The following is an 11,734-nucleotide window of genomic DNA, read 5'->3' on the forward strand; positions in this document are numbered from 1 at the left end:
AACTTATTCAGTAAACAGATGATTTATAATAGTTTAATTTTAAAGGATTCAGAATTTATCCCGGAAAGAAACATTCCCAATGCTTTAGGGTAGGAGTACCATTAGCGCATAAAACAATACAAATAATATGGATATACTATGTCCGTAAACGGAACAATAAATCCCACGTCGGGAACTCCTATAGCCCCCGGAGGGGTCAGGCTACTTACAATAGGAGAGATTGCACTAGCCAGGACGCTGTTTGGTGAGAGCATTATCTATAGCAAGGTGTGGGTACACCGTGAAAGCTATCTCCCCTTCAACTTACAACCCGTAGATATTGCCATGACACCAAACGGTGAACTTTGGTTTAGAGAGGGTACGTATTCACCTGATTTTTCATTAGATATACTAGAGAAAAAACACAGATTCATGCATGAGATGGTTCACGCCTGGCAAGCACAGAAAGGTATGTTTGTTAGAACCAGAGGTTTATTCTCTCGTTTCGCTGATTACAGTTACAGTTTAGATAAGGCTGACTTTCTTCATTACGGATTAGAACAGCAAGCATCAATAGCCAGTGATTATTGGTTGATACAAGCATTTGGGCTTAACAGAGATACTTACGCCCTGGTTAAATACCGTAACCTCAATTCTAATGACTCTATTCATTCAATATTATCTATATATAAATCTGTTATGAAAGGATTCCCTGGATGAAAAGATTAATAATAATGCCATTGGTATTAATGCTATCTGGATGCCCCGGAGGTATGCCTGCACCACACCCAAGAGTTACTTTTATAAATGGCAATTATCTTTGTTTTAGCACTGATCAAAAAGATGTATTGAACTACTACCGAATCGAATCGAGTCGGAGCAAGGGATATCACATTGAAAAATCCGAATATGACTTACAACTTTCATATCCGAGTGATTGCATTGATTTTAAATGGAGTTATGGTTATTCCTATACAGTGTCATATGGATTGAATGGCAAGGACTATGTACATAAATTTTTTATTGATAATAATGGACAGCTAACAAATATGGTGTATTAATTATGTCATTACCAGCTTATTTATTTTTATATGATGAAAACGGAATGCAGATTCCGGGAGATTGTTTATCCTTAGGCCGTGAAGGTGCTATTGAAGTCATGAATAGTAGTTACGGTGTGAGACAGCCTGTTGATAGCAACACTGGCAGCATGACAGGCTGTAGGCAGCATAATCCCGTAATTGTGCATAAGCAACTTGATAAAGTCAGCCCTTACCTGGCTGTAGCTGTTTGTGAAGGGAAGAGACTGCAAAAGGCAGTCATTAAATATTATGAGACTATAGAAGCAGGGATCGAAGTAGAGATTTATAATATTACTCTGGAAGATGTCGTTATATCCTCTGTAGATTTTACACATGTCTACTATCCCGGTAGTTCATCTCCTAATATGCATGAGGTAGTAGGTCTTAGATTCCGTGACATTGAATGGAATTATGTTAGAGGGAATATTAAATACAATGATGCCTGGATGAAACCAGCAAAAAAAGAACAGCAACAATAAATAAACGGGCATCACGCGCCCTCTATTTCATCAATCAATTTTAAACTCAACAATATCAGAACGTGGGTAACGTTTTTGTACCTGGGTACCCATTCCTGATGAAGAACGACGGCTGATGCGTAAAGACGTACGGGTCGATCCTCAATGCTCCAGATTGTTACACCATAACCATTTGTGAACGTTGGTTCTCAGTAAGTCGCTGTAACTATACATTACTGACAGAACCGTAACCGTATGCAGGATCGGCCCGATTACAGACACTGAAAAGTTATGCCATAGCCTGATCCCATTTTCCCCCGCCCCCCAGCACCCTCACGGCGTCTTACCGTTCTCGAACCTCACATTGTCCATGTATTCTCCCTCTCTTCAGCACAGGTTTTACTACTTACCCATGCACAAATTGGGGTAAAATTTATCCTCTCATCAGCGCGATGAATCTGGACGATTGATGCGCTGAAAACAATAATGATACTAATAAAACTCAGGAGAATAGTATGCCTGAAGCAACGCCTTTTCGGGTGCTGATTGTCGATGACCACCCACTGATGCGGCGGGGAATTAGTCAATTATTGCAACTGGATCCCGCATTTAACGTAGTAGCTGAAGCAGGTGACGGCGCAAGTGCGATCGATCTGGCAAACCGTCTGGACCTTGACGTGATCCTGTTGGATCTCAATATGAAAGGTATGAGTGGGCTGGATACCCTGAATGCGCTGCGTCGGGACGGTGTGACCGCACAAATTATCATTCTGACCGTTTCGGATGCCGCCAGCGATGTATACGCCCTAATTGACGCGGGTGCGGATGGTTATTTGCTCAAAGACAGCGATCCTGAAGTCCTGCTGGAGGCCATTCGCAGCGGAGCCAAAGGCGGTAAAGCGTTCAGTACACGCGTCAGTGAATATCTGCGCGAACGCGACCTGTTCGGCGCACAAGAAGATCCGTTCAGCATTCTCACCGAACGCGAGCTGGATGTCTTGCATGAACTGGCTCAGGGGCTGTCGAATAAACAGATTGCTTCAGTGCTGAATATTTCCGAACAGACGGTGAAGGTGCATATTCGCAACCTGCTGCGCAAACTCAACGTGCGCTCTCGCGTTGCTGCCACTATTCTGTTTTTGCAAACGCGCGGTATGCAATAACCAGATATTGCCCGATAGCGCTACGCTTATCGGGCCTACACGTCATGTGCATCGCCAGGCCGGATAAGACGCGTTGCGTCGCCATCCGGCATCTTCCACTCTTACTTCTCCTGCGGCGTTAGCTGCTCCATCGCCTGTTTAATACTGCGCTCGATTACCGCCCGACGGGTATCGTTGGCGGGTAATAATTTCAGCATCATCTCCCACGCCGCAACCGCTTCGCCGAAGCGCTGCTGTTCGAAAGCGTTAAACGCGTACATGCTCAATACGCGCACGTTGGCATGTTCGCCGCGTATTAGTTGACGTAACAGCTCCCCGCCCCGACGGTTATCATCAGGATCGGATGAACGGGTCAGCGCTTCCGCATAGCCCAGCGCCGCATCGCTGTTTTTCGGATCCAGCCGATAAGCATTGGCATAGGCTTCAGTAGCCGTGCTGGCGTTGCCGAGCACCATGCCAATGCGTCCAAGCATAATCCAGCCTTCAACGTTTGCGGGATCGGCCTGTAAGCGAGTGCGCAGCCCCAACGCCAGACGCATCATGTCTTCTTCATTCAACGGGTCGGCTTTTGGATCCAATGCCCGCTCCAGCAGCGCTGGGGCCTGAGCGGTGGCCTGCTGCCAGACCTGCACCTGTTTATAGTTCCCGGTTTGATAATAGCTCACCGCGCCGACCACCAGCGCCACCACGATGCCGGGCACAAAGAGTCCGAATCCACCGCGCTTGCCATCCGGGATGATGTCATCAGGAAACTCTTCTTGTTTCACCCGCACGCGTCGGCGAGTACGGGCGAAAATAATCCAGCCCCCGAGACCAATGGCTACCACCGGCATCACCCACAGCAGCACGGTCAGCGGAGTTAACGGCGGATCGTAAGTGACGAAGTTACCGTAGCGCGCCACCATATAGTCAACAATTTCTTTCTGACTTTTGCCTTCCTGCATCAGTTCGTACACTTTCTGCCGCAGGTCGGTGGCAATCATTGAGTTAGAGTCGGCAATGCTGTTGTTCTGACACTTAGGACAACGCAGTTGCTCGGTAAGCTGGCGGAACTGCTGCTCCTGCGCTTCATCCTTAAACTGCATTACGTCGATAGTCGCCAGCGCGGATCCCGAGATAACCAGCATCAGCAGGCCCAATAAAAATCTCATTGCGCAGCCTCCTTACTGTACTTGTCCCACAACGGTTTGATCTCGCTTTCCCACACCCGGGCGTTAAGATCACCGGCATGGCGATAGCGAATAATACCTTTCCCGTCGATCAGGAATGTCTCCGGCGCGCCGTACACGCCAAGATCGAGGCCGAGCATACCGTCGCCGTCAAACAGACTTAATGAGTAAGGATTGCCCAGCTCTTTCAGCCAGACAATGGCTTTCTGACGATCGTCTTTATAGTTCAGACCCACTACCCTTACGCCTTGCGCAGACAGCTGATTCAGATACTGATGCTCGGCGCGACAGGTCGGACACCAGGTCGCCCAGACGTTCAGCAACACTGGCTTGCCCTGCGTCAGCACATCGGCCTGATAATGCTGACCCGGGTTTTCCAGCGATTCCAGGCGGAACGTCGGAACAGGTTTGCCGATCAACGCCGACTCCAGATTGGTAGGGTCGTCTCCCTGCGCGTTACGCGCTAACTGCCACAGCAGCGCCGCCGCAATAATGAGAAAAATAATAAACGGAATTAACAGTGCGTTGCGCTTCATACAGCCTCCGACGCATTTTTTTGCACCGCGGCGCGAGGGCGCGTGCGCTGGCGATAGCGTGGATCAAACAGGCAGAACACCCCGCCCAGCGCCATCAGCAATCCTCCGGCCCAAATCCAGCGAATAAACGGTTTGTAATACAAACGTACAGCCCATGCGCCGTTATCCAGCTCTTCACCCAGCGCAGCATACAGATCGCGCGTGAACCCGCCGTCAATCGCCGCTTCAGTCATCATCGAACTGGTGCTGTTATAGAAACGTTTTTCCGCATGCAGCGTGGCTGCCGGTTTACCATCACGCGTGACGCCAATAATGGCGACCCCGCCCCGGTAGTTTGGTCCGGTAATATCTTTCACTTCACGGAAAGTAAACTGATAGTCATGGATGCTGACGCTATCACCCGCTTTCATACGGACATCGCGTTCCACGCTGTAATTCTGGCTAAAGGCAATACCAACAATGGTAATCGCCAGCCCAACGTGAGCCGATACCATCCCCCAGTAGCTGGGCGTCAGCTTCGTTCCACGAGAAATGCGCAGGTACGCTTCGGACATGGCCAGCACAAAAATCCAGCACGCCATCGCCAGCCCCACCACCGTCATGGCGGCAATACGATCCTCAAACAGCCACGGCAGCAGCAGCGACAGAATAAGCGTGGTGACAAACGCGATAATCAGTAACGTTTTCAGTTTACGCGGTCGGTCACGGCCCCAGCGCACTAATGGCCCAATGCCCAGCAGCAGCGCAAACGGCGCCATCAGCCAGGTAAACATGGTATTGAAGAACGGCTCGCCAATCGAAATGCTGCCCAGCCCAAGCTGTTTGTGCACCAGCGGCAGTAGCGTGCCCAATAACACCACCAGCATAGCGGCGATCAGCAGGACGTTGTTGCCCAACAGCAGCGATTCACGCGACCACAGCGCGTTGTTTACCCGCGAGCGAACCTTATGCCCACGCACTGCAAACAGCAGCAGGGAACCGCCAATCACCAGCACCATGAAGGCCAGTATAAACATCCCTCGCGACGGGTCTGAGGCGAAAGCATGCACCGAAACCAGTACGCCGGAGCGCACCAGGAAAGTCCCCAACAGGCACAGCGAGAAGGCGCTGATTGACAGCAGCAGGGTCCAGGCTTTGAAGCTGGCGCGCTGTTCGGTTACCGACAGCGAGTGCATCAGGGCTGTGCCCACCAGCCATGGCATAAAGGAGGCGTTCTCAACCGGATCCCAGAACCACCAGCCGCCCCAGCCCAGCTCGTAATAGGCCCAGGCCGAACCGAGTACAATCCCCAGCGTCAGAAACACCCACGCCGCCAGCGTCCATGGACGCGAAAAGCGAGCGAAGGTGCTGTCCAGACGCCCGCTCATCAACGCGGCGATCGCAAACGCGAAAGCTACCGAGAAACCGACATACCCCATGTACAGCAACGGCGGATGGAAAATCAGTCCCGGATCCTGCAACAGCGGATTCAGATCTCGCCCTTCAACAGGGAAATTGGGCAACGTGCGGGCAAACGGATTAGAGGTAAACAGGATAAACAGCAGGAAGCCGACGCTGACCATCCCCATCACCGCCAACACGCGGGCGACGATATCCAGCGGCATGCGCTGGCTGAACGCCGCGACGGCGAACGTCCAGCCGCTCATCAGCAGCACCCACAGCAGCAGCGAGCCTTCATGCGCGCCCCATGTCGCTGCCACCCGGTACCAGACAGGAAGCTGGGTATTGGAGTTACTGGCGACGTAGGTCACGGTAAAGTCATTAACCACGAAGGCATTAACCAGAATCAGGAACGCCCCCATCACGCAGATAAACAAGACCCAGGCAAAGGGCCGTGCGGAGGCCATCATCCGCACGTCGCCGCGCGCCACGCCCCACAACGGATAGACCGACAGCAGTAGTGCAACGCCAAGCGCAAGGCACAACAGCGCATTGCCAATTTCCGGCATCATGACGTTTTATCCTTATAAACACTTTCCGGGCGACGGTGGTTTTCCTGCATCGCTTTTTCGACTTCCGGCGGGGTGTAATTTTCATCATGTTTGGCCAGAACCTCTTTAGCCTGCACATGATTTCCCTTGTCCAGCTCGCCCTGAACAACAACCCCCTGCCCTTCGCGGAACAGGTCCGGCAAAATGCCTTCATAGGTCACATCCACCACACCTTCGGCGTCATAGATGCTGAAAGTTACTTTAAGCGATTGCGGGTCGCGCTTCACGCTGCCCGGCATCACCATCCCACCCACGCGCAGACGCTGACCGACTTCAGGCATCTGCTGTGTCTCGCGCTTACCGTAGAGTATCTCTCCCGGGGTGTAGAACAGATCGATATTGGAACGCAGCGCGTAGAGCACCAGCGAAATGGTCAACGCCAGACCTGCCAGTACCGCGCAGGCTATCCATAGCCGATTTTTACGTCGAATATTCACGCCGCCTCCCGTTGTACTTGCGCTGCGCGCATGCGCGCTTCCCTCGCCCGCTGCTGGGCCACGCCGCGTAAGATTGCGCGATGCTGTAATGTTGAATGCAGCACCAACACCAGCAGCGGAATAACGCTCATGGCAACAGCCAGCCAGACATACAAGGCGTAACCGCCCATCGCGAAAAAATCACTCCATGATGCAAATGCAGGGGTCATTGGCGGCCTCTTTTTAAGATCAGTTCACTCACCCACGGGCGGCGTTTTTCCATCATCAAAATCAGGTTACGCATGCGCATTAGCGCCAGCGTGACAAACAGCAACAGGTAACCGACAATCGCCAGACGCAGCGGTGCGCGCATTGCCGGATCGATGCTTTGCTGCATACGGGTTGACCCCTGATGCAGCGTGTTCCACCACTCGACCGAGTAGTGAATAATCGGTAAGTTGACCACACCAATCAACACCAGAATACCGGCGGCACGCCCTGCCAGGCGGCGGTCGTCAAACGCATGCCACAATGCAATGACGCCAACGTAGAGAAACAGCAACACCAGTTCAGAGGTGAGTCGGGCATCCCAGACCCACCAGGTTCCCCACATCGGTTTGCCCCATGCGGACCCCGTCACCAGCGCAATAAAGGTAAACACAGCGCCAATGGGCGCCATCGCAGCCAGCGCCAGATTGGCCATTTTCATCTGCCAGACCAGGCCGATAAACGCCGCAACAGCCATCGAGGCATAAATTCCCATCGACCAGATTGCCGCCGGAACGTGCAGATAAATGATGCGATAGCTCTGTCCCTGCTGATAATCAGCTGGCGCGAAGCCAAAGCCCCACACCCATCCGGTTATCAGTACCACCGCGCTGGCAATCGCCAGCCACGGAATAAACCAGCCGCAGATCTGATAGAGCCGAGGGGGCATCGCCAATTGATGAAGTGTTTTCCACATAGTTCAGTCACCAGACTCCATTAATTAATATCCGTTTTGCCGGAGCGCCTTGCCCGGCCTGCAAATCCTGTCGCATTACTGCACGCTGATCCGTAACGCCGCAGCCGTGGCAAACGGGCTTAACGTGGCGCTGCCTACCAACAACGCCCCCAGAATCGCCATGTATCCTTCAACAGGCAAGTGCATGGAGGCCGCATCCATCGCCGCGGTCGCAAAAATCAGTAGTGGAATAGTAAGCGGGAGAACCAGCACGCTTAACAGCACGCCGCCGCGCTTTAAACCCACCGTCAGACCTACGCCAGGCGCGCCGAGAAAACCCAACGTCGGCGTGCCGAGCAGCAAAGTCAGCGCCATAATTTTCCAGCCGTACATATCCATGCCCAGCAGTAATGCCACCAGCGGAGAGAGGATTAACAGCGGCAAACCGGTTACGACCCAGTGCGCCATCACTTTCGCCAGCACGACCGCCGGAAGCGGCAGCGACAGCAGCATCAACTGCTCAAGGCTGCCGTCCTGTAAGTCATCACGAAACAAGCGCTCCAGCGCCAGCAATGACGCCAGCAGCGCCGCAACCCAGATAATGCCCGGCGCAATACGCGCCAGCAGCTGTGGCTCCGGCCCAATGCTCAGAGGAAACAACGTGATAACAATCAGAAAGAACCATAAAGGATTGGCGATTTCCGCACTATGACGAAACGCAACTCGCAGTTCTAAACGGAAGATTCGCCACATCATTGCGTTGCCCTCTCGCTGGTCAGCGCAATACGTCGCACTTTATTGGTCTCAACATTAAGCGGCTGGTGGGTAGTGAGAATGACAATACCGCCCTGTTCCGTATGCTGTGCCATACGCTGAGTCAGTCGCTCAACGCCGTTTACATCAATGGCGGTAAAGGGTTCATCGAGGATCCACAGCCGGGCGCGGGTCAGCCACAAACGGGCCAGCGCCACGCGCCGCTGTTGTCCGGCGGAAAGTTGATTCACCGGAATATCTTCGTATCCGGCAAGTCCCGCCTGCGCCAGCGCGTCCAGACACTGTGCGATGTCGCCATCGTGATGGAAAAAACGCAGGTTCTCCAACGCCGAAAGCCGGGTTTTTATCCCCGGCTGATGTCCGATCCACAGCAATTGCTGATGGTAGCTGTCCCGCACGTGATGCAGGGGTTGCTCTTGCCAGCAAACCTCCCCTGCGTCGGGACGCGCCAGCCCGGTAAGCAACCGCAGCAAAGTGGTTTTCCCCGCGCCGTTGCTGCCGGTAATTTGTACCCATTCCCCTGCGTTGACGCGAAATGACAGATCGCTGAACAGTATTCTGTCATCCCGCTCGCAAAGTAATTCTCTGGCTTCAAGCATACCTGGTTATCTACATCCTGTTAAAAGCCCGGTTTGACTTCGCGCATATCAGGCAGTTTGTGCGCTATCCCTTTATGACAGTCAATACAGGTTTGCCCGTCTTTCACGGCCTGGTCATGCATTTTGGCCGCAACGCCTTTCTGGGCGGTTAAATCCATAAACTCGAAGTTGTGACAGTTGCGACACTCTTGCGAATTATTATCTTTCATACGCCGCCACTCATTTTGCGCCATCGTCAGACGATGATCTTCAAATTTCTGCGGTGTATCTATTAACCCCAGCGCCTTCGCGTACAGCTCTTTACTGGCCTTGATCTTACGGATCATTTTCGGGCCCCACTCATGTGGGACGTGGCAATCAGGACAAGTCGCACGCACACCGCTGCGGTTGTTGTAGTGTACGGTTTCCATATATTCCTGGTACACCGTATTGCGCATTTCGTGACAGCTAATGCAGAACTCTTCCGTATTGGCCTTTTCCATACCGGTATTAAAGCCGCCCCAGAAAATAATGCCGCCCACAAAGCCGATTAACAACAGCGTGCCGAGCGCCAGACGGCTGGGGCGACGCCACCATTGCCAGACGCGCTTAATCCAGCCTGGTTTACGGTTAGAATTTTCCATAATGACCTCTTATTTCCCGTAACCTTTCGAGGGGGTGAAGGTATTTTCAACAATCGGCGCAGCGTCAGCCTGCGGGACGTGACATTGCAGACAGAAATAACGACGCGGCGCGACTTCAGCCAATACCTTGCCGTCGCTGTCCATAAAGTGCGTCGGACTGATGCGCGGCGCGCCGGTGGTGCGATAGCTTTCCACACCGTGGCACTGCAGGCAGCGGTTAGTATTGGTCGTCACCTGATACCCTTCAACGCTGTGCGGAACCATTGGCGGTTGATTCACATAGTTCAGCGGCATACGCTCCTGCTCTTTCGGCATGCGAATCGCCCCTTCCTGCGTCCCTGAGACTTCCGGTGACTGGCTTAGGTCCACTCCATTTGCAGCCCAAACGGCCCCACTAACGACCAGGGCAAGCAGGGCCGTCCATTGACTCAGCTTTTTAATCAGGTCATGGCTTTTCATGATTTCGCTCCCGAACTCCATCGTGTTGTTATTGTAAAAACATCCTCAGAACAGACATCCACGCAGCGACCGCAGGCCATGCAATCGCGACTGGTTACCTGCACCGGGCTTTGCTCATCCAGCACCGGCGCACGTAGCACATGCGGTTCCGGGCAAACATGAAAACAATCCATACAGCGGTTACATCTGTTACGTTCTTTTGCCGAAACGGTTAATGCGCCTTTACTTCCCACTACGCTATACAGTGCGCCCAGTGGGCAGAGATGCCCGCACCAGCCATGCTCAACGACCAGTAGATCAAATAAAAACAGCGCCAGAATCAGCAGCGCTCCACTGCCAAATCCCATTATCAGACTCCGTCCGAGCAGAGAGACGGGATTTATCCATTCCCACAGCAGCGTACCGGTCAAGGCGGAACCGACCAGGATAACCACCAGCAGGACATACCGTATATAGCGCGGTAGGGTCGCGGACTGATTCAGGTCAAACCTTCTGCGTAACCAACTGGCTAAATCGGTGACCGGGTTCATCGGACAAACCCAGCTGCAAAACAGACGCTTACCCGCAAGGGCATACAGCACCGTGATGACGACCGCCCCCGTTAACGCAACCGTTGCCGGCAGGTGTCCGCTGGCCAGGCTTTGCAACGTAATTAGCGGATCGGTGAATGGGACAGTATCCAACAGCAGGCTGCCACTGTAATTGCCATGCAGGATCCATACGCCAAACCACGGGCCGCTCAGGAACATCGCCAGTATCAGAAACTGACTCAGACGACGCAGCAGCAGCCAGCGATGACTCTTCCACCACCCTTTTTTTGCCTGCGCTTCACGCCCGGCGTCACGTTTACGATTTGCCATTGTTCCCCTCCAGCCAGCCGAAGCGGTAATGGTGTCCTAACTCCCCTTTCGCCAGCGACAGCGGCAGCACTTTTATTGCTGGCTGCTCCAGTACGCAGACTTTTTCGCATTTCCCGCAGCCGGTACAGGCATCGCTATGGACGGTTGGAATAAACCGCGCATGCTTGCCGGTACGCATATTGCGGTCCAGCTCAAGGGTGATAGCCTCATCGATTTTCGGGCACTCGCGATAGCAAACATCGCAGCGTAGCCCTTGATAGTTGAGGCAGTTTTCGTGATCCAGCAGTACCGCCAGCCCCATACGCGAATCGTCAATGGATTCAATTTCCTTGTCCAACGCGCCGCTGGGGCAGACTTTGGCGCACGGAATGTCCTCACACATTTCGCAAGGAATATCGCGGGCGACAAAATACGGTGTACCTGCTGCCAGCCCGGAGGCCAGCGTCGCCAGTTTCAGCGTGTCATACGGGCATGCCTGAACGCACTGACCGCAGCGCACACAGGCGCTGGCGAATGCCTCCTCGCTCAATGCGCCAGGCGGGCGTAACCGCACGCCGGTTGCACGTGCGGTTTGCTGTTGTAACCCCAGCGCCACGCCAACGACGGCCAGCCCGCCCGCCGCGCGAACCATATCGCGCAGAAAGCGGCGGCGGCCATTTTGGGGTTTTGCTGACCGGGACAT

Annotated in this window: 16 protein-coding genes; 4 read left to right on the forward strand and 12 right to left on the reverse strand. The window is 53.3% G+C overall.

The window, feature by feature from the left end; translation table 11 throughout:
- Positions 1-138: 138 nt before the first annotated feature.
- From JSN25_RS19970 to narP, 4 genes are all read left to right on the forward strand, one after another.
- Complete coding sequence (locus tag JSN25_RS19970; protein ID WP_137350853.1) at positions 139-699, forward strand: type IV secretion protein Rhs; 561 nt, start codon at positions 139-141, stop codon at positions 697-699.
- Entirely contained in the window at positions 696-1,040 is a 345-nt protein-coding gene (locus JSN25_RS19975) for a putative T6SS immunity periplasmic lipoprotein (RefSeq protein WP_071888157.1), read from the forward strand. Before JSN25_RS19970 ends, JSN25_RS19975 begins: the two co-directional genes overlap by 4 nt.
- Positions 1,041-1,042: 2 nt before the next feature.
- The gene (locus JSN25_RS19980; RefSeq protein ID WP_121529294.1) at positions 1,043-1,540 is read left to right on the forward strand and encodes an Hcp family type VI secretion system effector; all 498 of its coding nucleotides are present in this window, start codon (positions 1,043-1,045) and stop codon (positions 1,538-1,540) included.
- 494 nt (positions 1,541-2,034) lie between these two features.
- Complete coding sequence (gene narP / locus JSN25_RS19985; RefSeq protein ID WP_016153764.1) at positions 2,035-2,682, forward strand: nitrate/nitrite response regulator protein NarP; 648 nt, start codon at positions 2,035-2,037, stop codon at positions 2,680-2,682.
- 101 nt (positions 2,683-2,783) lie between these two features.
- Here narP and JSN25_RS19990 read toward each other — a convergent pair whose 3' ends face one another.
- The 12 genes from JSN25_RS19990 to napG form a co-directional block, all read right to left on the reverse strand.
- Positions 2,784-3,833 (reverse strand): cytochrome c-type biogenesis protein CcmH, encoded by a 1,050-nt coding sequence (locus tag JSN25_RS19990; RefSeq protein ID WP_204525286.1) that lies wholly within the window; start codon positions 3,831-3,833, stop codon positions 2,784-2,786.
- A complete protein-coding gene (gene dsbE / locus JSN25_RS19995; protein ID WP_003834613.1) occupies positions 3,830-4,387 on the reverse strand; it encodes a thiol:disulfide interchange protein DsbE in 558 nt (185 codons plus the stop codon). The genes JSN25_RS19990 and dsbE overlap by 4 nt, the downstream gene beginning before the upstream one ends.
- Positions 4,384-6,339, reverse strand: a complete 1,956-nt coding sequence (locus JSN25_RS20000) for a heme lyase CcmF/NrfE family subunit (protein WP_085047854.1) — start codon at positions 6,337-6,339, stop codon at positions 4,384-4,386. Before JSN25_RS20000 ends, dsbE begins: the two co-directional genes overlap by 4 nt.
- Positions 6,336-6,815, reverse strand: a complete 480-nt coding sequence (gene ccmE, locus JSN25_RS20005; protein ID WP_038642175.1) for a cytochrome c maturation protein CcmE — start codon at positions 6,813-6,815, stop codon at positions 6,336-6,338. The genes JSN25_RS20000 and ccmE overlap by 4 nt, the downstream gene beginning before the upstream one ends.
- Entirely contained in the window at positions 6,812-7,024 is a 213-nt protein-coding gene (gene ccmD / locus JSN25_RS20010) for a heme exporter protein CcmD (RefSeq protein ID WP_085047853.1), read from the reverse strand. The genes ccmE and ccmD overlap by 4 nt, the downstream gene beginning before the upstream one ends.
- Positions 7,021-7,758, reverse strand: coding sequence for a heme ABC transporter permease (locus JSN25_RS20015; RefSeq protein ID WP_204525287.1), 738 nt, complete (start codon positions 7,756-7,758; stop codon positions 7,021-7,023). The genes ccmD and JSN25_RS20015 overlap by 4 nt, the downstream gene beginning before the upstream one ends.
- 75 nt (positions 7,759-7,833) lie before the next feature.
- Positions 7,834-8,493 carry a heme exporter protein CcmB gene (gene ccmB / locus JSN25_RS20020; protein WP_038642180.1) on the reverse strand — a complete coding sequence of 220 codons (660 nt, stop codon included), beginning with the start codon at positions 8,491-8,493 and terminating at the stop codon, positions 7,834-7,836.
- A complete protein-coding gene (gene ccmA / locus JSN25_RS20025; RefSeq protein ID WP_038642182.1) occupies positions 8,490-9,110 on the reverse strand; it encodes a cytochrome c biogenesis heme-transporting ATPase CcmA in 621 nt (206 codons plus the stop codon). Before ccmA ends, ccmB begins: the two co-directional genes overlap by 4 nt.
- Positions 9,111-9,130: 20 nt before the next feature.
- Positions 9,131-9,733, reverse strand: coding sequence for a cytochrome c-type protein NapC (gene napC, locus JSN25_RS20030; RefSeq protein ID WP_003027548.1), 603 nt, complete (start codon positions 9,731-9,733; stop codon positions 9,131-9,133).
- 9 nt (positions 9,734-9,742) lie between these two features.
- On the reverse strand, positions 9,743-10,192 hold the full coding sequence (napB, locus tag JSN25_RS20035) for a nitrate reductase cytochrome c-type subunit (protein ID WP_038642185.1): 450 nt from the start codon (positions 10,190-10,192) through the stop codon (positions 9,743-9,745).
- Positions 10,189-11,052 (reverse strand): quinol dehydrogenase ferredoxin subunit NapH, encoded by an 864-nt coding sequence (napH, locus tag JSN25_RS20040; protein ID WP_085047852.1) that lies wholly within the window; start codon positions 11,050-11,052, stop codon positions 10,189-10,191. The genes napB and napH overlap by 4 nt, the downstream gene beginning before the upstream one ends.
- Complete coding sequence (gene napG / locus JSN25_RS20045) at positions 11,039-11,734, reverse strand: ferredoxin-type protein NapG (protein WP_038642189.1); 696 nt, start codon at positions 11,732-11,734, stop codon at positions 11,039-11,041. The genes napH and napG overlap by 14 nt, the downstream gene beginning before the upstream one ends.

Origin of the sequence: Citrobacter cronae (genome assembly GCF_016893685.1) — a bacterium.
Lineage (GTDB): Bacteria > Pseudomonadota > Gammaproteobacteria > Enterobacterales > Enterobacteriaceae > Citrobacter > Citrobacter werkmanii.

Bases quoted from the DNA above. Each gene is read 5' to 3' on its own strand.
- JSN25_RS19970 (WP_137350853.1), top strand. From the start codon at position 139: ATGTCCGTAAACGGAACAATAAATCCCACGTCGGGAACTCCTATAGCC.
- JSN25_RS19975 (WP_071888157.1), top strand. From the start codon at position 696: ATGAAAAGATTAATAATAATGCCATTGGTATTAATGCTATCTGGATGC.
- JSN25_RS19980 (WP_121529294.1), top strand. From the start codon at position 1,043: ATGTCATTACCAGCTTATTTATTTTTATATGATGAAAACGGAATGCAG.
- narP (WP_016153764.1), top strand. From the start codon at position 2,035: ATGCCTGAAGCAACGCCTTTTCGGGTGCTGATTGTCGATGACCACCCA.
- JSN25_RS19990 (WP_204525286.1), bottom strand. From the start codon at position 3,833: ATGAGATTTTTATTGGGCCTGCTGATGCTGGTTATCTCGGGATCCGCG.
- dsbE (WP_003834613.1), bottom strand. From the start codon at position 4,387: ATGAAGCGCAACGCACTGTTAATTCCGTTTATTATTTTTCTCATTATT.
- JSN25_RS20000 (WP_085047854.1), bottom strand. From the start codon at position 6,339: ATGATGCCGGAAATTGGCAATGCGCTGTTGTGCCTTGCGCTTGGCGTT.
- ccmD (WP_085047853.1), bottom strand. From the start codon at position 7,024: ATGACCCCTGCATTTGCATCATGGAGTGATTTTTTCGCGATGGGCGGT.
- JSN25_RS20015 (WP_204525287.1), bottom strand. From the start codon at position 7,758: ATGTGGAAAACACTTCATCAATTGGCGATGCCCCCTCGGCTCTATCAG.
- ccmB (WP_038642180.1), bottom strand. From the start codon at position 8,493: ATGATGTGGCGAATCTTCCGTTTAGAACTGCGAGTTGCGTTTCGTCAT.
- ccmA (WP_038642182.1), bottom strand. From the start codon at position 9,110: ATGCTTGAAGCCAGAGAATTACTTTGCGAGCGGGATGACAGAATACTG.
- napC (WP_003027548.1), bottom strand. From the start codon at position 9,733: ATGGAAAATTCTAACCGTAAACCAGGCTGGATTAAGCGCGTCTGGCAA.
- napB (WP_038642185.1), bottom strand. From the start codon at position 10,192: ATGAAAAGCCATGACCTGATTAAAAAGCTGAGTCAATGGACGGCCCTG.
- napH (WP_085047852.1), bottom strand. From the start codon at position 11,052: ATGGCAAATCGTAAACGTGACGCCGGGCGTGAAGCGCAGGCAAAAAAA.
- napG (WP_038642189.1), bottom strand. From the start codon at position 11,734: ATGTCCCGGTCAGCAAAACCCCAAAATGGCCGCCGCCGCTTTCTGCGC.